Source organism: Micrococcus sp. iso_26 (genome assembly GCF_056172975.1).
Genome location: NZ_JBWBTV010000002.1, coordinates 31,958 through 51,759, shown reverse-complemented (window position 1 = coordinate 51,759; position 19,802 = coordinate 31,958). Strand labels below are relative to the sequence as shown.

21 protein-coding genes are annotated in these 19,802 nt (G+C 69.0%); 16 read left to right on the top strand and 5 right to left on the bottom strand.

The features are described 5' to 3' along the window. Positions 1-288: 288 nt before the first annotated feature. On the bottom strand, positions 289-1,089 hold the full coding sequence (locus AC0VX0_RS12130) for a hypothetical protein (RefSeq protein WP_475452141.1): 801 nt from the start codon (positions 1,087-1,089) through the stop codon (positions 289-291). A 260-nt stretch (positions 1,090-1,349) separates the two neighbouring features. On the opposite strand from AC0VX0_RS12130, the gene AC0VX0_RS12125 reads away from it, so the two are divergent. The 8 genes from AC0VX0_RS12125 to AC0VX0_RS12090 all read left to right on the top strand — a co-directional run bounded on the left by AC0VX0_RS12125 (position 1,350) and on the right by AC0VX0_RS12090 (position 10,496). Continuing rightward, on the top strand, positions 1,350-1,601 hold the full coding sequence (locus AC0VX0_RS12125; RefSeq protein ID WP_356972856.1) for a hypothetical protein: 252 nt from the start codon (positions 1,350-1,352) through the stop codon (positions 1,599-1,601). 179 nt (positions 1,602-1,780) lie between these two features. Continuing rightward, positions 1,781-2,644, top strand: a complete 864-nt coding sequence (locus tag AC0VX0_RS12120) for a conjugal transfer protein (RefSeq protein WP_356972858.1) — start codon at positions 1,781-1,783, stop codon at positions 2,642-2,644. 25 nt (positions 2,645-2,669) lie between these two features. Further along, on the top strand, positions 2,670-2,954 hold the full coding sequence (locus AC0VX0_RS12115; protein ID WP_356972860.1) for a hypothetical protein: 285 nt from the start codon (positions 2,670-2,672) through the stop codon (positions 2,952-2,954). Between the two features lie 19 nt (positions 2,955-2,973). Then, the gene (locus tag AC0VX0_RS12110) at positions 2,974-3,501 is read left to right on the top strand and encodes a hypothetical protein (RefSeq protein WP_475452138.1); all 528 of its coding nucleotides are present in this window, start codon (positions 2,974-2,976) and stop codon (positions 3,499-3,501) included. Next, the gene (locus AC0VX0_RS12105) at positions 3,498-6,062 is read left to right on the top strand and encodes an ATP-binding protein (protein WP_475452136.1); all 2,565 of its coding nucleotides are present in this window, start codon (positions 3,498-3,500) and stop codon (positions 6,060-6,062) included. Before AC0VX0_RS12110 ends, AC0VX0_RS12105 begins: the two co-directional genes overlap by 4 nt. Beyond that, complete coding sequence (locus AC0VX0_RS12100) at positions 6,059-7,930, top strand: hypothetical protein (RefSeq protein WP_475452134.1); 1,872 nt, start codon at positions 6,059-6,061, stop codon at positions 7,928-7,930. Before AC0VX0_RS12105 ends, AC0VX0_RS12100 begins: the two co-directional genes overlap by 4 nt. Next, on the top strand, positions 7,927-9,693 hold the full coding sequence (locus AC0VX0_RS12095; RefSeq protein ID WP_475452132.1) for a peptidoglycan DD-metalloendopeptidase family protein: 1,767 nt from the start codon (positions 7,927-7,929) through the stop codon (positions 9,691-9,693). The genes AC0VX0_RS12100 and AC0VX0_RS12095 overlap by 4 nt, the downstream gene beginning before the upstream one ends. Positions 9,694-9,950: 257 nt before the next feature. After that, positions 9,951-10,496: a hypothetical protein gene (locus AC0VX0_RS12090; protein ID WP_475452130.1), complete on the top strand. Its 546-nt coding sequence runs from the start codon at positions 9,951-9,953 to the stop codon at positions 10,494-10,496. Between the two features lie 93 nt (positions 10,497-10,589). Here the strand turns inward: AC0VX0_RS12090 and AC0VX0_RS12085 are convergent, their stop codons facing one another. After that, positions 10,590-11,504 carry a LysR family transcriptional regulator gene (locus tag AC0VX0_RS12085; protein ID WP_036316261.1) on the bottom strand — a complete coding sequence of 305 codons (915 nt, stop codon included), beginning with the start codon at positions 11,502-11,504 and terminating at the stop codon, positions 10,590-10,592. Between the two features lie 16 nt (positions 11,505-11,520). On the opposite strand from AC0VX0_RS12085, the gene AC0VX0_RS12080 reads away from it, so the two are divergent. The 8 genes from AC0VX0_RS12080 to AC0VX0_RS12045 all read left to right on the top strand — a co-directional run bounded on the left by AC0VX0_RS12080 (position 11,521) and on the right by AC0VX0_RS12045 (position 17,818). Then, positions 11,521-12,462 (top strand): EamA family transporter, encoded by a 942-nt coding sequence (locus AC0VX0_RS12080; RefSeq protein WP_475452143.1) that lies wholly within the window; start codon positions 11,521-11,523, stop codon positions 12,460-12,462. Further along, positions 12,459-13,112: an NAD(P)-dependent oxidoreductase gene (locus AC0VX0_RS12075; RefSeq protein ID WP_036316262.1), complete on the top strand. Its 654-nt coding sequence runs from the start codon at positions 12,459-12,461 to the stop codon at positions 13,110-13,112. Before AC0VX0_RS12080 ends, AC0VX0_RS12075 begins: the two co-directional genes overlap by 4 nt. Before the next feature lie 86 nt (positions 13,113-13,198). Next, on the top strand, positions 13,199-14,185 hold the full coding sequence (locus tag AC0VX0_RS12070) for an IS481 family transposase (protein ID WP_475452127.1): 987 nt from the start codon (positions 13,199-13,201) through the stop codon (positions 14,183-14,185). 540 nt (positions 14,186-14,725) lie between these two features. Continuing rightward, complete coding sequence (locus tag AC0VX0_RS12065) at positions 14,726-14,977, top strand: hypothetical protein (RefSeq protein WP_036314761.1); 252 nt, start codon at positions 14,726-14,728, stop codon at positions 14,975-14,977. A gap of 83 nt (positions 14,978-15,060) precedes the next feature. After that, on the top strand, positions 15,061-16,053 hold the full coding sequence (locus tag AC0VX0_RS12060) for a hypothetical protein (protein ID WP_475452125.1): 993 nt from the start codon (positions 15,061-15,063) through the stop codon (positions 16,051-16,053). An 83-nt stretch (positions 16,054-16,136) separates the two neighbouring features. Continuing rightward, the gene (locus AC0VX0_RS12055; protein WP_152634141.1) at positions 16,137-16,445 is read left to right on the top strand and encodes a hypothetical protein; all 309 of its coding nucleotides are present in this window, start codon (positions 16,137-16,139) and stop codon (positions 16,443-16,445) included. 102 nt (positions 16,446-16,547) lie between these two features. Beyond that, the gene (locus tag AC0VX0_RS12050; protein ID WP_036314755.1) at positions 16,548-17,171 is read left to right on the top strand and encodes a hypothetical protein; all 624 of its coding nucleotides are present in this window, start codon (positions 16,548-16,550) and stop codon (positions 17,169-17,171) included. A gap of 110 nt (positions 17,172-17,281) precedes the next feature. Beyond that, a complete protein-coding gene (locus AC0VX0_RS12045; RefSeq protein ID WP_051995253.1) occupies positions 17,282-17,818 on the top strand; it encodes a hypothetical protein in 537 nt (178 codons plus the stop codon). A gap of 88 nt (positions 17,819-17,906) precedes the next feature. Here AC0VX0_RS12045 and AC0VX0_RS12040 read toward each other — a convergent pair whose 3' ends face one another. The 3 genes from AC0VX0_RS12040 to AC0VX0_RS12030 all read right to left on the bottom strand — a co-directional run bounded on the left by AC0VX0_RS12040 (position 17,907) and on the right by AC0VX0_RS12030 (position 19,801). After that, positions 17,907-18,377: a hypothetical protein gene (locus AC0VX0_RS12040; RefSeq protein ID WP_143739919.1), complete on the bottom strand. Its 471-nt coding sequence runs from the start codon at positions 18,375-18,377 to the stop codon at positions 17,907-17,909. 94 nt (positions 18,378-18,471) lie between these two features. Then, entirely contained in the window at positions 18,472-19,077 is a 606-nt protein-coding gene (locus AC0VX0_RS12035) for an HNH endonuclease family protein (RefSeq protein ID WP_475452122.1), read from the bottom strand. Positions 19,078-19,363: 286 nt separating this feature from the next. Then, on the bottom strand, positions 19,364-19,801 hold the full coding sequence (locus tag AC0VX0_RS12030) for a helix-turn-helix domain-containing protein (protein ID WP_036314730.1): 438 nt from the start codon (positions 19,799-19,801) through the stop codon (positions 19,364-19,366). Position 19,802 lies beyond the last annotated feature (1 nt).

Genomic DNA, 19,802 nt, shown 5'->3' with positions numbered 1-19,802 from the left:
CTTGTGACACCCGGGGGTGAGAGCCGGCGAGGGCGTCGGTGGGGGCCGAAAAGGGCGTAATCATGCGGATCGAGCATGTGCATCTTGTGACGCCCACCCGGTGAGGGCCGGAGTTATCCACGTGCATCTTGTGACGGTGGGCGTGTGCATCTTGTGACGCCCACCCCCTTAGATTCCGCGCCAGCACTGGGATCGGAGGGGGTCCCCATATAGGAAAACCCATGTAGTTCTCTCCTGTAGTAGGCCCGCTTGTGGTTGGGGATTGGTGGAGAACTCGACGAGTGGGGGTCATGCGGCGCCCTGCTGCATGAGCGACTCCCAGTCGACGGTGAGATCAGAGCGCTGCAGGGCGTAGTCCTTCACGGCCTTGGTCAGCCGACTGCGCAGGACCGAGACGCGCTTGCACAGGGCGCGACCGTTGTAGCCGTACTCCTGGCTCAGTGCAGCGCGCTCCTGGTCGTTGGCCAGCTGGTAGCGCAGGAACACCGACGCGTCTCGACTGGAGAACACGGCCGTGTCGCGGGCCCAGGCGACCAGAGCACACAGCTCCAGCGTTGCCCGGTCGCCGTCCTGTTCTTCGCCGGAGGTGGTGGCGAGCTCGGGCAGCCAGTCAGGCAGGGTGTCGTTGCCGTCGTGGATGTCGTAGATCCGGCGCTCCAGCAGGGAGTCCTTCATCACGTCCATGGCCAGGTTGCCGATGCACGAGCCGGGCCGGTGCAGGGAGGGCTTACGCACCCAGCGCCAGGCGGCGGCGATCACCGCGGCCGCCACCTCCTCCTGAGCGCTTGAGTCTCCGTGGACGGTGGCCAAGCGCATGCGTGTGTGGCGGGCGGCGATCAGGGTGAACCGCGGGAGCATGAGCTGCAGTACCGCGCGCCCGCAGTGCTCATCGCCCTGCGCTGCCTGTTCCAGCAGCCCGCGCATCAGCTGCTCGCGCTCCTCTCGAGGTGCTTCGCTCACGCTCTGGCGCAGCTGGTCGCCGGTCTGCTCCCCGTGCGGCCAAGCGTGCGGGACATCGGCGTAGCGCACAGCCCACTCGGCGTTGAGTCGGTCGATCACGGTGGGGGCGTAGGCCTGGGTGATGGTCATGGGGTTACCTCCTGAAGCGGTGGTCCCGGGCGGGGCCGGGCGGATCGGAATCCAGTCCACTCAGGGGGTCGGGATACGAGTCTGGACATGAGCCAGCGCAGCGAAGATCAGCAGATTTCCAGAAGTGACGGGTCTGGAAATCCCTGCATTCATGCGGATCTGAGGGTGCAGGCGAAAATCTTGGTCGCGCGGGAGGGACACCTGTGCTGCAGGGGGGCCTTTAGGGCAGTGAGAGACCATCCCCCGCTAGGAGAGCTGTCATGCCCGAGCAGTGCCCCCACTCCGTGTCCGACCAGGACCAGATCCCGACGCTGACCGATCAGCAGTGGACGGAGTTCGTCAGTGATGCGCACGCGATGCGTCAGGCCGAGACCACCTTGGAGGCCGGCATGGCCGATCTGCTGGCCCGTCCGTTCGACGAGAGCGCTCAGCTGCAGCTGCGCCAGGTGCTCGACTCGGACCAGCTGCGTCGGGCCACCCAGATCGCGCGGAGCATGCAGGGGGGCCGATGATGGCGTGGGCACGGAAGAAGCGGCCTCGGCAGGAACCGGGTGAGCTGGCGCAGGAGCAGATTCCGACGCCGGCCCGAACCAAGGTCAACGACCTGGGGTCCAAGCTTCTGGTGGGGGGCGTCTATGGCGCCATCGGGCTGGGGTTGCTGTCCGGGTGTGGCGCCCTGGGGATGTCCGTGATGTCCTCTGGCGCTGAGAAGGCTCCGGTGGTGGAGACGGTGAACACGGCCACCGCCGAGGGCACCGCGGTCTCCTACGTGACGGCGTGGCTCACGGCCTCCCGGCAGGACCAGAGTCTGCTGAGCGCGTACGTCAAGGAGGACTCCCGGAAGGTCCCCGAGACGCCGTTGGCCGTGCGCGACGTCGCCGTGGCCGGTGTGGAGAAGACAAAGGACCCGGACGTGATCTCCGTGCTCGTCGCCGCCCACGTCGAGCAGCGCACTGAGCTCGAGCAGGACGGGCAGACGCCCGAGAACACGACGAGCTCGGCTCCAGCCTCCGCCAGCACGGAGGCCAAGACCAGCGCCAAGCCGGCGCCCACCACGTACGCGCTGCGCTACTACCAGGTGGCGGTCAAGCAGACGGAGGGCACGGTCCAGGTGATCGGATACCCCACACCTGCGCCTGGGCCACGTCAGGGCGAGGCGGTCTCGTTGGGATACCCGCACCGGATCTCCACGACCACCGATCTGGGGACCACGCTGGAGGGCTTCCTGCAGTCCTACGGCGCCGGCAAGGGGGACGTCACCCGGTACCTGGCGGCCACCGGCACGCTCCAGACGATCACACCGGCCCCCTACACCGAACTGGTGATCGAGGATCTGCGCACGAGCAAGAAGCTCGAGGAACTTCCCGACGGCGAAGCCGTCCGGGTGCTCATTCAGGCCGAGGGGGTGCTGCCGGATGCGAGCCAGTCACGCATGGGCGCCACCTTCCCGGTCACGGTCGCTCGGCGAGACGGCCGATGGGAGGTGATCTCTCTGGACCCTGCTCCTCTGCTGGCCCCTGAATCCGAGTCCCGCTCAGCTACCCCCACTTCTTGAACAGCCTGTCTGAAAGGAACACCCCATGAACACCTCCCTCACCCAGACCGCCCTGGACGGCATGGTCGTCGGCAACATCTTCGACACCGTCAACGACCTCACCTCCGAGGCGATGATCGCGCTGAAGGCCGTCATCGTCCTGTTCGGCGTCGTGGTCTTCCTGATCGGTGCCGTCGCCGCCAAGGGCAAGACCGCCGGCACGATCATGGCCGGCATCGGCGGCGGCTTCTTCATCTGGCTGGGCCTGTTCGGCGTGGAGTGGCTGGCCGACGAGTTCGGCTCCACCGTCGCCGGCGTGCTGCTGGTCTGAGCCAGGAAGGACACGACCGATGGCCGAGACCGGACGGTTCTACAGCAGCATCCGCCGCATCCCCACCACCTTGCACCGACTGCCCGACGGCACTCGGATCTGGGGCGGGCCCTACACGCTCGTGCAGGGCGCCGGGGCGGCGGCGGTCCTTGCTCTGCTGTGGTCCTTCCGCGGTGTCTGGGGCACCCAGACGCTGATCGTCGACGTCGTCATCTCGCTGGGCTGGGCCGCCGCCGCGGTCTGGGCCCTGCGGTACGCCCCGGACAACATCCACGAACTGATCATGCTCTTCACCGGCGCGATCAACGCCTGGTCCAAGCCTAAGAACGGGCAGTACGAGGGCGTGAAGTTTGAGCTGACCCGACCGCCGAGGCGTCCGCAGGCCGACACCTCAGAGAACGCGCCCACCGCGGCGGCGCCCCCCTCCCAGGGAGCCACTCCTGACGAGACACCCCAGCGCCCCACCTACCGGCCCCTGGGCACCTCCTCGGTGACCCGCCTCCTCCACCAGGCCACCGCCCCCACAGACCGCAAGGACCACGCATGAAGAACCCGATCTTGTACATGACACAGAACCTGGTCTGGACCACCTCCGGCACGGTCTGGGCGATGTGGCGTCTGCGCGGTCTGCCTTACGGCTTCGGCAAGGGTGACCACAAGGAGCGGGCGATGCTCGCCCATCAGGCGCTGTTCCAGGGTCTGCGCGGGGAGGCACTGCTGATGGGCCTGTGCGCCGAGATCGAGCCGGCCTCCGTCGTCGAGCGGATGCTCGAGGGTCTGGACCTGAGCGAGTGCGAGCACTATCTGCACGAGGCCGAGCTCGTCCTGGACGAACTGGAGCAGATCCCCGTCGGGGAACGCGCCTACTGGCTGGCCGTCCCGCTGCCGGCCCGCTCGGTCATGGACCGGGTTCGGACCCTCGCCAAGGCCGCGGACGGCAAGCTGCGCGAACAGCTGGCCCTGCCTTCCCGCCGCCCCGACGCCAACGAGATCGACGCGCTGCTCAAGGCCGCCCACCAGGTCGCCCGCAACATCCCTGAGGTCTTCCACGCCAAACCCTCCAGCCCTGCGGAGGTCCTGTGGATCTACTCCCACTCCCACAACCGCGGGCTGGGCTCTGACCCCACGGCGCCGGCCGGGGAATCTTCAGCGCAGCACCTCACCGGCCGCGGGGTGATCCCCGAACCCTGGCTCGACGAGGGCGGCCAGTCCGAGGTCAGCGCCAAGGAGCGGCTCAACCCCTTCCGGCGCCGCTACCTCAAGGTCCGTTCCGATGCCACCGCCGGAGAGGCCAGCTACCAGGTGCTGTTGGCGCTGACCGGCGGGCCGGCTGAGGGCTTCAACTTCCCGGACGATGAGTTCATCAGCTACCTGGACAGCCTGAACGTCAACGCGGACTGGGTCATGCGGATGAACATCCTGCCGGCCAAGAAGGCCGCCTCCAGGAACAAGCGCGCTGAAGAGAAGCTCAACGACGAGTACAACCAGCAGTCCGGGGACTCCCACGCCATCACCGGCGGCTCCACCCGACTGGACCGGATCGCTGAGGACCTCACCGCCTACCACGCGGCCCTGAACAGCTCAGAGTCCGAGGTCTCTGTCGACGCCGCGGTGATCTTCGCTGTCGGCGCGCCCACGGCAGAGATCGCCCAGGACCATGCCAACGCCATCGTGCGCGCCTACGAGTCCCGCGAGTTCAAGGTCACCACCCCCCTTGGATACCAGGAGGAGCTGTGGTGGGCCGCTCTGCCTGGCACCCCGAGCTCGGCGACGGTGAAGAAGCTGGAGCTGCTGGCCACCGGCCGGCACCTGGCCTTCGGGGTCCCGCTGGTCACCGACGCGCTGGGCACCCGCAAGGGTTTCCGCCTGGGAGTGAACATCTCCAGCTCGCGCCGCTCCCCGGTCTTCATGGACATCGGCGGTCTGATGGAGGCCGACATGTCCGGCTCCTTCGCTGTCACCGGGGAGAACGGCTCCGGCAAGTCCACCCTGCTCAAGATCGTCGCCGGCAACGTCTTCGACCGTGGCGGTCAGGTGGTGGCCATCGACCGCTCGGACAACACGGAGTGGGCAGAGCTGGGAATACTGCTCACCGAGGCCACCGGCATCGAACCGACCGTGGTGGAGCTGAGCGACACCCATTGGTCCCTGGACCCCCTGCGTCTGTTCCCGCCGGCTAACGCCGCACGCGTGACGCGGTCCCTGTGCTCGGTCCTGCTGGGCTTCGAGGCCAACTCCCCCGAGGGGCGTCTTCTGGGTCAGGTGCTGCACCCCGATTACGCGGCCACCCATCAGATCACCTCCATGGGCGCCCTGGTGGCGCACCTGCATTCCGGTCAGGGGCTGGCCGGCACCGACCCGCAGCAGGCCCGCGACATCGCCTTCGGCCTGCAGAACGTCGAATCCACGGAGTTCGGCCCCCTGCTGTTCGACGAGCAGCTTCCGACCCTGGATCTGGCCTCCCGCTTCCTGACCTTCTGCACCCGCGGGGTGGAGCTGCCCCGACGCGAAGAGCTCGAGTCCGCCGCCCTCAAAGCGGAGCTGCCGGTGGAGAAGGTCATCGGCCGCGCCCTGTACTCCCTGATCGTGGCCATCAGCCGTCTGGTGCTCTACGCCGACGACGCCATCGAGTCCCTGATGATCGTGGACGAGGCCCACCACGCCACCGGCTCGCCCGAGACCGAGCTGGAGCTGTCGAACGTCGTGCGCTACGGCCGCAAGCACAAGGCCGCGGTCGCCCTGGGCTCGCATGACGCCTCCACCGACTTCGGTTCCGAGACCCTGCGCGGGCTGATCCCGGTGCGCATCGTCTGCCGGGCCCGGGACGCCGCCATGGCACGGCGGAACCTGGAGTGGCTGGGCGACATGGTCCAGGAGCAGTGGGTGGAGCTGGTCACCTCCGGGCTCTCGCCCATGGGCTCGGACGACAAGGTCCCTGTGGAGCGCCGCGGTGAGGCCCTGATGCGAGACGCCCACGGCAACATCGCCAAGATCAAGGTGCTGCCCCCGCTGACCCCCGAGCGAGCCAAGGCCGTGATGACGACCCCGCCCAAGCGAGGGACCCCCGCAGCCTCCGCGGCACAGGATCGAGAGCTGGTGCAGGCATGATTCACGCCCGCACACTGACGTTGGCCGCCGGGGTCACCGTCCTGGCCGCCCAGCTCTGGGCCGCTCCGGCCGCCCTCGCAGCCCCCAGGGACGGGGCGCCCGCGCAGGGCTCGGGGGTGATGGGCCTGGACGAGTGGCGCGCGCAGGTCACGGACACCGCCGGCGTGCCCATCGAGAAGTACCGTGCTCTGCCTCTGGACCACGGAACCGCGATCGAGCTCGACATCGAGCACTCCATGAAGCGTTCGGCTCTGGTCTCCATCCTGGACCTGCTGTGGGGGATCCACTACGAGATCGTCACCACCGTGATGTGGCTGTTGCACACCCTGCTCTCCTTCGAGTGGGTCGGCTGGTTCGCCGCCCCCATGGAGTCCTTCGGGGCTGCGGTGGGCCAGATGGTCGCACAGATCCACTGGATTCCCCTGGCCTCGATGATCAGCGGTCTGGCGATTGCGTTGCTCTTCGCTGCCCGCAGGCGCGGAGCGGCATGGGGAGAGCTGGCTCTGAGCGTGACGATGGTCATCGTGGCCACCAACATGGCATTGAACCCGGTGGCCTACGTCACCGGCGACAACGGCGTGCTCACCAAGGCCGAGGAGGCCGCCGGCCAGATCAGCGTCGAGATCGCCGGCGGCGCCGACCAGCTGGATTCCGGGGCCAGCGCCTCGGAGGTCATGGGGCAGACGCTCACCGCGGATCTGACCGACATGCTCATGCGCGGGCCCTCGCAGGCAGTGGCGTTCGGTGAGTCCCTCACCGGGGAATGCGATGCCGTCTTCACCCAGACCATGAGCGAGTCGGATCCGATGAAGGTCGAGGAGAAGACGGTGATGGACCCGGTCAAGGACTGCAGCGAGTCCGCGGCCAGCTGGTCCGAGTCCATCTCCTTCACCCGCATCGCCCCGATGGTGATGATCAACCTGGGGTCCCTGGCGTTCAGTGCCATGGCCTTCGTGCTCGGTCTCGTACTGATCGTGGCTGTGCTGATGGCGCTGTTCTACGCCCTCTACCAAGGGTTGGCGGTGCTGGTGGCGATCCTGCCCCTCCGCAGCCGACTGGGTTTCTTCAACGCCTTCATCGGCGTGCTGGCCTGCGCGGTGGGCATCGTGGCCGCGATCGTCACCGTGAGCCTGTGCCTGCAGCTGCTCAAGGAGCTCCTGGCGGTCACCGCGGGGCTGGGCGTGACGGTGCAGATGCTGCTGATGGTCATCGTGCTCGTCGTGCTGTGCTTCCTGATCTTCCGCTCCTATGTGGCCTCCCGGGCCAAGGGGCGCACTCTGGCCCGGTGGCTGTCGGGGCTGGGCCTGTCCAAGCAGGGCGGCAGCAACAAGGTCAAGGCACTGGCCGGCGCCGGCGGCGCCGCTGCGGCCGGATACAAGGCCCGCAAGTGGATCGAGCAGCGCAGAGGCAAGGCCGAGACCGAGGAGACCGGCCGGCCTCGGGTGGGCCTGCGCACGGCCGGCGGAGGACCAGATGCCGCAGCCCAGCCTGGCGCTGGACCACGGCGCCTAGGGCCTGGGCCCACCCGTCCGGGGCTGCCGACAGCCCCGGTGCTGCGGGCCGTCGGCACGGGCGCGGCCGGAGTGGGCGGCCCCTGGGGAGCGGCTGCCGGCGCAGCCGCTCACCTTGCAGCGTCTCGCCTCGAGAGGGGGGCGCACCGTCGTGAGCTGGCGGCCCCGCGGCCGCGCAAGGTCGAGCGCTTCTCCCGCATCCAGATCGACAAGAACGGGCAGGCGGTCGTGAGCCCTCCTCGCCGCGAGGTCGTCGAAGGCACTGTCGTGCCCCCGCATCAGGGACCGCGGCCGCGGCAACGGTCCTCTGAGGCGACTCGGCGCATGCGTGAGCGGTTGCAACAGGGGCAGCCGTGAGCACAGGTGAGCAGGAAGAGCACCACGAGCCAGCCGGTGCCGCCGGGGCACGAGGGCGCCGTGCGGTGATCATGGTCGCCGTGTCGATCGTCCTCTGCATCGGACTGCTCATCGTGCTGGTGTTGGGCCTGGTCATGTTCACCGGTGCCGGCCTGGAGAAGAAGCGGCAGCAGGATCTGGCCGCGAGCACCTGTCTGGCCCCGGAGGTGGCAACCGGGGTCGCCGGCGACGGCTCGGTAGCGGTGCCCGTCGCAGGCACCGTCACCAGTCTCTTCGGAAGGCGGGACAACCCTTTCGGAGAGGGCGGTGGTGGCGGGGGTGCCGGCCTGACCAGCCACACGGGTCTGGACATCGGGGCACCGGAGGGCACTCCGATCTACGCGGCCATGGACGGCACCGTAGACGTGGTCTCTCTCGGTGGGCAGCAGGACGGCAACGGGGTGCTCATCGACAGCGGGGGAGGAGTGAAGATCCTGTACTGGCACGCGGCCAACAACACCATCAGGGTCAAGCAAGGCGACGTCGTCAAGGCCGGTCAGCACATCGCCGGAGTCGGAGACACTGGCGTCGCCACCGGCTACCACCTGCACATGGAGGTGCGCGTCAACGGCGAGAAGATCGACCCCGCGGCCTTCTTCCGGGAGCGCGGCCTGATCTTCGAGTTGCGCAAGCCTCCCCGGCTGGTGGAGACCGCACGCAAGACGGGCGCCAGCGCCTCATCCTCGGCCACGTCCGCCTCGGCTGAACCCTCTCAGGGGCGGGACGATCCCACCCAGTTGCAGACCGATCAGGTGAAGGTGATGTTGCCCGAGGGCATCGAGTACGAGCTCAAGCCCGAGCAGATCCGCAACGCCGCGGCCATCATCGGCGCCGGCCAGGCCGCAGAGGTCTCCGACCAGGCGATCATCGTGGCGCTGATGACGGCGCTGCAGGAGAGCATGCTCTACAACCTCGCCTCCCCTGCGGTCCCGGAGTCGCTGGCCTACCCCCACGACCGGCAAGCGGTGAACAAGGCCTCGGTCGGTCTGTTCCAGCAGCAGCACACGATGGGGTGGGGTCCGGTGGCGGACCTGATGCAGCCGTCGATCTCGGCGCGCACCTTCTTCCTCGGACACGAGAACCCGGGGGCCGCACCGGCACTGGGGCTGCTGGCCTACCCCGGATGGGAGAGCATGCACCCGGGTGTGGCCGCGCAGGTCGTGCAGAAGAGCGCCCACCCTGACGGCTACATCAAGTGGGAGCAGACCGCCACGCAGATCCTCTCGCAGGTGACCGGGACTGCGCCGGTGCCCTCGGGCTGTTCAGGTCCGGCGGTGCCTGCGGGCGAACAGCCCGGCCCAGCCGATGGAGCTCGGGCCCGGGACGAGGACACCCTGGATCTGCAGATCCCTGCGGGTCTCACCCGTGAGGACATCGTCGCGGCTGCCGAGTCCGGCGTGGGAGGGGCCTTCACGTACGGTGCCGCCGACTTCCAGTCCTGGGACTCCAGCGGGTTCGTCTACTGGGTCTACCGAGATCAGGGAATCGAGATGCCGCGCACCTCCCCATGGGCGGCCGGTGAGCGCACGCAGACACCCCAGCCCGGCGACCTGGTCGCTCAGCAGTGGAACGCCCAGCGCCAACGGTGGGACCACGTCGGGATCTACGTGGGCGACGGGATGATGATCTCCGCCATCAACGAGGACGCCGGCACCCGCAAGCACCCCGTCACCCAGACCGGTGAGTCTCCCGTCTACTTCACCATCATCAAGGAGCAGCAGTGACGGATCAGAGTCCTACCCCCCAGGAACCTGCTGGCCATAACCGCGTGTGGCCCTACCTTGCCGGGGCCGCCGCCGCGGCGGCCCTTGGGGTCAGCCTGTTCGCCATGGGATCAGACCCGGAACCCTCACCCACCCCAGTGGCTTCCGCGGGGTCAGCGCAGGCGCGCGCCAGCTCGGCGCCAGCGGCACCGGTGACCTCCCCGGCGACCGCGGCCGCCCCGCCCAGCTCCCCCTCCCCGGCCTCCAACAGTCGGGACATGGGCCGGGAAAAAAGCTCGCAGACCCCGATCGACCTGTCTGGAAAAGACCAGGTCAGCGAGGAATCGGTCAGTCCTGAGCGGGAGGCTCAGATTCAGGTGGAACAGCAGGCTCAGACCCGAGCCGTGGAAGGTATGGACGCTTCGAGCCGGCAGCGGGCGGAGCAGGTGGCCGAGGCCTTCGTGCTCGCCTCGAATGACCGCACCTGGCAGACCGAGAGGCAGCAGTGGGTGCAGCGACTGCAGCAGCTGGCTACCCCTGGGGTGGTGGAGAGCGTGAACGTGGACCAGGACTGGGAATCGGACATGCAGCTCCGCTACGTCGAAGCCAAGGCCGAGACCACCACACAGATCCAGCAAGTCCAGGCGCAGACGCTCACCAGCGACGGGCAGGTCGAGGTGGAGGTCGAGTTCGTCACCGAGACCGACAGCGAGGACCCCTGGGTGAGCAACCCTCCGGTGCGCAGGTCCTTGGTCCTGGTGGTCGATCCGGCCCAGGGCATGGTCATCGACCAGCTGGACATGACCCCCAGAGGCGGCTTGTGACCGAAGACTGAGGCCCTGCGTCTAGGGCGCCCGCTCGCACGAGGTGGGCGCCCTAGATGTACGGACCGGAGACGTTGATCGATGGGACCGGCATCAGCCGACCATGTGCAGGGCGATTGATTCCTTGACCTGTTCGATGAACGCCCGAGACGCGGGGCTCGGATTGAAAGAGCCCCACGCGACGTACTCGGCCCGGCAGGGGCCATCGGCCACGGGAACTGCTCGCAGCGCTGGGTTAGCCGGCACACATTCGACGGGCAGCAGGCAGACGCCCAACCCACGTTCGACGAGGGCGAGCATGAACTCGGTCGACATCGCCTCGAAGCCCACGCGGCGCTGAAGGCCTGCGGCAGCGAATGCCCGATCGCCTTGGAGTCTGCCTGGTGACCCGGCCGGGAAGTCGATGAACGTCTCGTCGACCAAGTCAGCCAGGGCCAGGGTGCCCGTGTGCGCTAGCCGGTGTTGTGACGCCATGACGGCGACGAGACGCCCTCGGGCGATCTCGTGCGCGGTGAGTCCGGACGCTGGGGCGACGTCGGCGTCCACGCCGAGAAAGGCCACGTCGAGTCTCCCGCTGCCGAGGTCGCGCATGAACTCATTGCTTCCCCCGCCCCGCACGGTGAGGTCCACGTGGGGATGGCTGGCGTGGAAGGCCGCGATGATGTCGGGCACGCTGACGGCTGTGACCGTCGGGATGACACCTACCGATAGGCTTCCGCGGACCTGGCCCACGGCCTCGGCAGCGACCGCCACGGCACGGTCGGCGGCTGCGAGGCTGGCGCGTGCTTCCGTGAGGAAGGCTTCGCCGGCGGCGGTCAGCTCCACCCGACGGGATGAGCGCACGAACAGTGCCGTGCCGAGTTCCTGTTCGAGGGCCTTGATCTGGTGGCTCAGTGCTGATTGCACGACGAAGCAGCGTTCTGCTGCTCGCGTGAAGTTGCGCTCCTCGGCGATCGCCACGACGTACCTGAGCTGTTGGAGTTCCACTAAACCATGATTGCAGGTCATTGTTTGGGTGAGAACAATGTGTTGGACTCACCGCTGGTGGGCGACTGACGATGGATCGGTGAACACTTCTTCCCATGGGGCCCGCAGTGCGTTGCTGTGGACCTGTCTGACGGCGCTGGCCCCCGCTACGTGGGGGACAACGTACATCGTGACCACCCACCTCCTCCCAGCCGGACACCCCTTGTTCGCCGCGTTCATGAGGACGCTGCCGGCAGGGATCATCGCGGTGGGCCTGTCGAGGCAGCTGCCGCGCGGCTCGTGGTGGTGGAAGAGCTTCGTGTTGGGCGGTCTGAACATGGCCGCGTTCTTCCCCCTGCTGTTCTTGTCGGCGCAGCGTCTTCCGGGCGGGGTCGCGGCCACGCTGGGTGCGGTGCAGCCCATCATCGTTGCCCTGCTGGCCGTGGCTGTCCTCCACGAGCAACTCTCCGGCTGGCGCCTGGGATGGGGTGTCGTGGGTGTCGTGGGGGTGGCTCTCGTGGTCCTTGGGCCGAGCGCCGCCCTGGACCCGGTGGGTGTGGCTGCAGGACTCGGTGGCGCAGGGGCCATGGCCACGGGCGTGGTCCTGACCAAGAAGTGGAAGCTCCCCCAAGGTGTCTCGCCCATCGCATTGGCCGGTTGGCAGCTGACGGCCGCCGGCCTTCTGCTGGCGATCCCGGCGCTGCTGGTGGAGGGGCCACCGGCAGTGATTTCCGGTCGTGGCTGGCTTGGGTACGCCTGGCTCGGCCTGGTCGGGGCACTGGTCTCTTACAGCCTCTGGTTCACCGGCATCCGACGCCTGCCCGTCACGTCCACAGCCCTCCTGGGACTTCTCTCGCCGTTGGTCGCCGCCCTGCTCGGCGCCCTGATCGCGCACGAACACCTCGGAGCCGAGCAGTACCTCGGCTTCGCGATCGCCCTGGCCGCCATGGTCTGTGGCCAGCTCCCCGCACCCACCCATCGTCGAAAGGACAATTCATGAACATCACGGTTCTCGGAGCCACCGGCATGGCCGGCGCAGCGATCGCGCAGGAGGCCACACGCCGCGGCCACCACGTCACTGCCGTATCGCGGAACCCACAGGAGACCAACGACCCGCATACCACCGTCACTCGTCTCGATCTGACAGACCTCGAGGCACCCCTGCAGCCCGTCCTGAACGACGCAGACGCCGTCGTGCTCGCCGTGCGCATGGCCCCCGGCGACGAAAGCCGTGTGGCTCCGCTGACCAGCCGTGTCCTCGACCACGCCGCCGTCGCGGGGGTCCGGGTCTTGGTCGTGGGAGGAGCAGCGCCCTTGCGCTCACCTCACGATCGAGAGTTGCTCGTCCTGGACGACCCCGCCTTCGTGCCGACCCAGTGGCGTGACGTCGCGTCGGCCAGCCTCGACCAGTTCAACGCGTGTACCGAACATCCGAACCAGAACTGGATCTACCTGAGTCCGTCGGCAGTCTTCGAGCCCGGACAGGGAACCGGCGCCTATCGCCGTAGCGGTGACACGCTCCTCATCAACCACGATGGCACGTCGCGGATCACCCCTGCGGACCTGGCCCTAGCGGTGCTCGACGAGCTCGAGCAGCCCAGCGCCGTACATCACTTCACCGCCATCGAGCTGGCAAAGGGTCTGGCCTAGGGCCAGCGGTCCACAGAGGAATCCACGCTAACAACCGTGAGGGGGTCGAGCTATCGGCCCCCTCCGTCTATTCCAAGGGGACGCTCTTGCTCCACGCCAACGCAGCACTGACCCCGCGCCACCGCTTGATCGTCGGCCAGCTCGTGGTCGACCAGGGCTGGCCGATCAGCGAGGTCGCCGCCCGGTTCCAGGTTTCCTGGCCCACTGTGAAGCGCTGGGCCGACCGCTATCGCGCCGGCCAGTCGATGCAGGACCGCTCGTCACGGCCGCATCACTCGCCGAACAAGACCAACGCGAAGACGACGAAGCGCTGCATCCAGCTCCGTCTCCGTCTTCGAGAAGGACCCGTGCAGCTCGCTTGCCGGCTGGGGATCGCTCCGTCGACGGTTCACCGGATCCTCGTCGACGCGCACCTGAACCGGCTTTCGCATGTCGACCGGGCAACCGGGGAGCCGGTCCGCCGCTACGAGCACGACCACCCCGGGGCGATGCTGCACGTCGACGTGAAGAAGCTCGGCAACATCCCCGACGGCGGCGGCTGGCGCTACGTCGGCCGCCAGCAGGGCGAGAAGAACCGCGCCGCCACCCCGGGCAAGCCCAAGAACAAGTACAGCGACCCGTTGATGGGCAAGGCCTACGTCCACACCGTCATCGACGACCATTCCCGCGTCGCCTACGCCGAGATCCACGACGACGAAACCGCCCTCACCGCCACCGCGGTCCTCGTTCGGGCCGTCGAGTGGTTCAACGCACGCGGGGTGACCGTTGAGCGGGTCCTGTCCGACAACGGCGGCGCGTACCGCTCACACCTGTGGCGAGACACCTGCCACGAGCTCGGCATCCGGCACAAGCGCACCAGGCCCTATCGGCCGCAGACCAACGGGAAGATCGAACGCTTCCACCGCACCCTGGCCGACGGCTGGGCCTACGCCCGCTGCTACACCAGCGAGACCGAACGCCGCGGAGAACTCGACGGCTGGCTGCACTACTACAACCACCACCGGCCCCACACCGCTTGCGGGAACCAGCCGCCCTTCTCACGCTTGACCAACGTACCCGGTCAGTACACCTAGATGCTGTCCGGGCCGTGTCGATAGGGAACGGGCGGTGTGGTGCCGGCGGTGATGGCCAGGGCTGCCAGGGGGGCGGTCCTGAGACCGGTGTCGAGCTGCAGCGAAGATTGCACGACCGTGTCATCCCGCAAGCTCCATCACGGCGTCGGTTAGTCCCCCACTCGCACGGACTCGTCTCACCGGGCAGGCGAAGGCAGTCCACGTCTTAAGTCGAACTGCGTATCTGCCGCTTCCAAGATCTGTGCCCACTCCCCGTGCGTTGGGTGGTGACCCATCCCGGCGACCTCGAACAGTGCGCTTGCCGGGGTCAAGCCGTGCGGTACACCACCCAGAGCGCTACCAGACCAGTAATCGCTGCACTGACAAGATTCGGCCCCACACCCTGCCAAACGATCTCCGGTCCCATGCTTCCAGGGTATGACGGCACCCCGCGCCACCCCCACGGGCGCATGGAGTTGGACCACTTCCACCCATTGTGTATGGTTAGACACGTCGCAGGGGGCACGAGGCCCCCGGCACCCCGAGCAAGGGAGAGCCACCATGGCCACCATCAAGTCCCCCGGCACCTGGGTCGACCTCAACGGGCAGATCACCTGCCTCACCCACGCCCCCATGTCCCTGACCGCCCGCCTCGAGGAGCGCCCGCGCCTGCGCACGGTCACCACGACCACCACCGTCTGGACGAAGATCACCCCCGCCATCCTCGGCAAGTGGGCCAAGGGCCTCGGCCTCACCGAAGCCACCAACCTGGCGACCTGCGAGGTGTGCCGCCACCACGGCGCCGCCCGCTGACCAACTCCCACACCCGTGAGCGCCCCCCGGGGGCGCTCGCGGACCCCCGATACGGAGTCCCCGCGATGACGAAGATGGACCACATGAACTACCTCCCCCTCGGCGCCCACCGGACGAACAAGGGCGCGCCCGCCTATGCCTACCTGCGCACCCCCGCCCGTCCGGGCCAGACCCCCCAGGACGGCCGCATCCTCCTCTTCGAGGAGCCCTGGCCCGCGGAGCTCGACTCGAAGCTGATGGTCAGCGAGGACGGGTGGAACAAGAGCGTCGGGACGATCGCCTGGTCCTCCGGCGAGACGACCGGCCTGAACGTCCCGAAGCAGGCTCAGCACAAGGGGTACGGAGCACTGCTGGTCGAGTTGGCCCTGCAGTGCAACCCGGACCTGCGCGACGACGGCAAGGTCACCACCGAGGGGCAGGGGCTGCTGGCCACCCTGGGGCTGCGGGCCTCGAACGCCCCTGTCGCGGAGTCCGCGGCACCCCCCGCGCCTGCGCCGGCCGTCGTGCCCTACTCGACGGAGACGGGGGTGTGGCTGGTCGCCGACACCCCCGAGGGTCGGGAGCTGATGCGCCAGGTGCCTGAGCACCCCGCGATGTGGCAGCTCGACGCCACCCGGCGCCCCTCCATGGGCGCAGGCCGGCTCTACGGTGCCCTGGCCTTCGGCGCGGCCGTGTTCCTGGCAACCGGCATCGCCGCCAGCCACTGGGTCAGCGGAGCGGTCATGGCCGGTCTCCTCCTGGTCCTGCTGGCGCTATTGGAGGTGGTGCGCCGCCGCGCCACGCGGGACTGGCAGCGGATGCAGGACAGCGCTCTGGCCGTCCCGGCACCCCTGGAGCTGTGGAGCGAGGCCGAGCAGAAGCAGCTGTTCCGGCGCCGGCGGGTCGCCCCCGGCCGGCTGGAGTCCCTGCCGATGCTCAACGGCGTGCCCGCCCTGTCCCTGCTGTGGCAGGCCGGCCGACGTGGCGCCACCGCCGCCACCCTGGACGCCCTCGGCGTGCCCCACACCCAGACCCCCGCCACCGCCGTCGAGCGGCGGCGCCAGCGTGAAGTGGTGAACGAGCTCCTCGGCAGGTGATCTGCACCCCGGGGTTGCACACCCCTCCCCTTGGGTGTATGGTTTGACATGTCAGCGGGGGGCATGAGGCCCCCGGCACCCCGATGAAGGAGACCCCCATGGACGACTACTGGGAGCAGATCGAGCTCACCCAGGCGATGCTCCGCCTGCAGGCCCCCACGACCGCCCAGGGCGTGATCGACGTCCTCAAGACCTACGACCCCCAGGCCACCAGCTTCTCCGGCGACGCCTTCTACTCCGGCGCCAACGCCGACCACTCCCTGGCCGGTGCGCTCGCGGAGGCCGGCTGGAGCACCTACGACTACAACGCCCACTACAACTACCGGCTCCGCTGCGGCCGCAACGAGCGCCTGCACTACTGCGAGGGCGACGTGTTCATCGTCCGCCCCTGACCCCCAGGTGGTGGGGCCCCGCGGGGACCCACCACCACCCTGCTTCACCCCTCTCGCGGGAGGCATCCGGCCTCCTGCACCCCTTGTCGAAGGAGACCCCTCATGTCCGCGATGACGTTCCTGGCCGATGACCTGCTCCACGCGCTCACCCTCGGCTCGCTCACGGCCCGCCACACCCGCAACGGCGACCCGGACGACCTCCCGGCCGCCCGCCACGTCCACCTCGTGCAGCCGGTCGGCAGCACCCGCCTGCGCGTGTGCAGCGCTCGCGGGGACGAGTTCTCGATGGCCGCGGCCCGGTCCTGGCCGCCGGTGCCTCCGATCGTCGATGCGCCCACGCTGGCCCCGGTGGCGCTGCACGTGTTCGAGACCGCCGCGCTGATCGCCCGCCTGCGGCCCCTCGGTCCGCTCGGGGCGCGGGTGATCCTGGCGGTCCAGGACGGCCAGCTCACCCTGCACGACGCGGCCGCGGCCGATCATCCGCTGGCCGTGGCCCGCAGCTACGCCCACGAACACCAGGCCCCGGCGATCCCCTGCGCCCCGGAGCCGCGGGGCACCCCCGCCCCCGAGGTCGTCACGGTGCCGGCCGGCGTGCTGGCCGACCTCGCGGGTTCCACAGCCTCCCGCACGCCCGTGAGCTTCACCGGCACCCCGGGCCAGCCCGGGATGCTCACCTGGACCTGCGGCCCGGACGCCCACGGCCGGCTGCGCATGCCCACCCCCTGACCCTCCCCGCGGGGGCCGGCCCCGGCCGGTCCCCGCGGCGGGGCAGGATGGACCTGACCTCCTGCCCCGCACCCTCGCCCCGCCCCTCAACCCCTGTAGGAGAGCCCCTCGTGCGCATCCGCCCCCTGCTCCTGGCCCCGCTGGCCGCCGCCGCCCTGCTCCTGTCCGGGTGCATGGCCGAGCCCGCCCCGGCGCCCTCGTCGACGACCCCGTCCTCGACGACGCCGGCGCCCGCGAGCACCTCCGCGGCGGCACCGTCCTCGAGCTCGGCCGCCAGCAGCTCCACCTCCGCACCCAAGCCGGTGAAGCTGCGCGTGCAGGTCTCCTGGATCCCCGAAGGCGAGGCCCCCGCGGAGAACGTCACCGGCGGCATCAACCTCTTCGTCAACGGCTCCGCCGTGGACACCCACACGTCCCAGAACTTCCCCGCCGCCGGCACCGCCCCGCTGACCCTGCAGCCCACGGTCTACCCCGGCGACCAGGTCCTCGTGCTCGTGAGCCCCAACCCCTCCCGCACCCCCGGCAAGGCCCGCTGCCAGATCCTCACCGACACCCAGACCGCTCCCCTGGACGCGCGTACCGGCGGCGCCGGCACCGACGCCGTCGTCCAGTGCAAGGCCACCGTGCCGGCCACCCCCGCACCCTGATCCCAGCAGTCCGGCGCACGAGCAGGGGGGCGGGGACACCTTCCGGTGCCCCCGCCCCCCTGCTCGTGTGCCGAGGCGCCCTCCGCGCTCAGGGCCGACGGCGCAGCCCGAACACCCCACGCAGACCCTTCTCCTCGGCCTTCTCCTGCACCTCGGGTGCCTTCGGGGCCGGCGCCTCGGAGCCCATGAGCAGATCGTCGATCAGGCGCACCGCCTCCCGCTGCACATGGGTGTACCGCTCCTGCCCATCCTTCGACGCATCCAGAGCGCCCCGAGTCGAATGCGCCTGCAGGATCGCGCTCGTCAGCTCGGTGATGTCCCCACCCGCAGCCCGGAAGAACACCCGGTAGCGACTGTCATGGGGCTCAAGCTGCGCCTCTTCATTTCGCCGGCCCATCCTGAATCCCCCGTCGACCACTAGGGCCAGCTGATTCCCCGAGGCCAGGTCGAACCACCACGCGCCCTGCTGGTCCTGCTTGAGCAAGGCGAACTGCACGGCGGCCTCATTCGCCACCCAGTCCTGGTCCCAGCCGGTGCCGTCCATACGGATCCACTTCATGCCGTACTCCCTCACGCTCACCCGGGCACGACCACTCCGCGCCACCCCTCCAGTCTCCACGGCACCCCCTCTCAGCGACACCCCCACGCCCAGCTCAGGAACAGCCGGCCAGGACCTTGCGCATCGCCGCGCGCTCGCGGTCGGTGACGGTGAGCTGCCAGTCGGTCTTCACCTTGATCTGCGTCTTCACCATCAGGCAGCGCCCGGCCGCGGTCTCGGGCAGCCACTGCGCGGCGTTCTTGTCGCCCTTGGACTGGTTCGTGGGCCCGTCGACGGCGAGCAGGTTCTGTGCGGAGTTGGCGAACTGCTCGCGACGGTCCGGGCTCCACTGCCAGGCCCCCGAGCTCCAGGCATCGGAGAGGGAGACGACATGGTCGATCTGCACCGCCTGGGGGTCCGTGGAGGTAAAGGCCAGCACACGGCCGCTGTAGGGGTCAGTGAGGGTGCCGGCCAGGACCTTGCACCCGCCGGTGCCGGGCTTGAGCTGCACCTCCCCCAGCTGAGTGCGCAGCGTGTCGTTGCGCTGGTCGCAGCCGTTGCGGTCGATGTCCGCCCAGCGCTGGCCGAACTCGTCCCGGTCGTAGTCGCCGGCCGACGTCGCCGCCGGGGTGGCGCCGAGATGCTCCAGAGCATCGCCCATCTCGCCCGGCACAGGCTCGACCGGGGCGCGGAGCTGGTCCAGCCCGGTGCGCTCGAGCACCTGCTCCAGCCCAGGTACCCGGGAGGCGTCCGCGGTGCTGAGCCCATCCAGTGGCCCCACGCCAGCGGCACCGGCCACGCCGAGGCCAAGCACGCCCACCACCACACCGGCCACCCATCCACGCATCCTGCTCACCAACGATGCCCCCATCGGCCGGAGACCAGCGGGCGTACCGTCGAGACGGCGACACGTCCAGCACGCGGATGCAGCACTGCATCCAAGACGGTCAGCTTCACGGTCATCTCCTTGCAGATCGTGGGCGCACGAAAAGTCACGAGACCCAGGTTCAGTCCTTCGGAGCCGGCTTGGGCACGGCCTCGATCAGCGGGTGCAGATCGTGCTCCACACGCAGCCGACGCGCCGCTTCCGCCACAGCGGAGCGATGCAACTCCACCGGGATCACCGCGACTCCATCCCCAAGCTCAGGAGACTCCATCTCCGGCAACCAGCGGTAGAACGAGCCACGGTCCGCATAGGTGATCAGCAGCGCCGCCCCCGACTCCGCATGCTCCCGCAGCGTCTGCTCGACCAACTCGACGACCAGGCGCTCGCGGTAGTCCTCGAGCGCGGTGAGGGCCTGGTCGATCCAGGTCCAGTCGCGCGGGGGATTCTTACCGAACTCCCACCGGGTGATGTTCTGCTCTCGCACGTCCAGGGTGTCCGCCAGCGCATCGCGGGAGAGCCCGAGGGCTTCTCGGCGGCACTTCATCTCGATCGCGTTCATC

Coding starts and splice junctions, on each gene's coding strand:
- AC0VX0_RS12030 (WP_036314730.1), bottom strand. CDS start 19,801: ATGAACGCGATCGAGATGAAGTGCCGCCGAGAAGCCCTCGGGCTCTCC.
- AC0VX0_RS12075 (WP_036316262.1), top strand. CDS start 12,459: ATGAACATCACGGTTCTCGGAGCCACCGGCATGGCCGGCGCAGCGATC.
- AC0VX0_RS12120 (WP_356972858.1), top strand. CDS start 1,781: ATGTCCTCTGGCGCTGAGAAGGCTCCGGTGGTGGAGACGGTGAACACG.
- AC0VX0_RS12105 (WP_475452136.1), top strand. CDS start 3,498: ATGAAGAACCCGATCTTGTACATGACACAGAACCTGGTCTGGACCACC.
- AC0VX0_RS12115 (WP_356972860.1), top strand. CDS start 2,670: ATGAACACCTCCCTCACCCAGACCGCCCTGGACGGCATGGTCGTCGGC.
- AC0VX0_RS12040 (WP_143739919.1), bottom strand. CDS start 18,377: ATGAAGTGGATCCGTATGGACGGCACCGGCTGGGACCAGGACTGGGTG.
- AC0VX0_RS12110 (WP_475452138.1), top strand. CDS start 2,974: ATGGCCGAGACCGGACGGTTCTACAGCAGCATCCGCCGCATCCCCACC.
- AC0VX0_RS12100 (WP_475452134.1), top strand. CDS start 6,059: ATGATTCACGCCCGCACACTGACGTTGGCCGCCGGGGTCACCGTCCTG.
- AC0VX0_RS12125 (WP_356972856.1), top strand. CDS start 1,350: ATGCCCGAGCAGTGCCCCCACTCCGTGTCCGACCAGGACCAGATCCCG.
- AC0VX0_RS12085 (WP_036316261.1), bottom strand. CDS start 11,504: ATGACCTGCAATCATGGTTTAGTGGAACTCCAACAGCTCAGGTACGTC.
- AC0VX0_RS12130 (WP_475452141.1), bottom strand. CDS start 1,089: ATGACCATCACCCAGGCCTACGCCCCCACCGTGATCGACCGACTCAAC.
- AC0VX0_RS12050 (WP_036314755.1), top strand. CDS start 16,548: ATGTCCGCGATGACGTTCCTGGCCGATGACCTGCTCCACGCGCTCACC.
- AC0VX0_RS12065 (WP_036314761.1), top strand. CDS start 14,726: ATGGCCACCATCAAGTCCCCCGGCACCTGGGTCGACCTCAACGGGCAG.
- AC0VX0_RS12090 (WP_475452130.1), top strand. CDS start 9,951: ATGGGCCGGGAAAAAAGCTCGCAGACCCCGATCGACCTGTCTGGAAAA.
- AC0VX0_RS12080 (WP_475452143.1), top strand. CDS start 11,521: ATGTGTTGGACTCACCGCTGGTGGGCGACTGACGATGGATCGGTGAAC.
- AC0VX0_RS12060 (WP_475452125.1), top strand. CDS start 15,061: ATGAACTACCTCCCCCTCGGCGCCCACCGGACGAACAAGGGCGCGCCC.
- AC0VX0_RS12055 (WP_152634141.1), top strand. CDS start 16,137: ATGAAGGAGACCCCCATGGACGACTACTGGGAGCAGATCGAGCTCACC.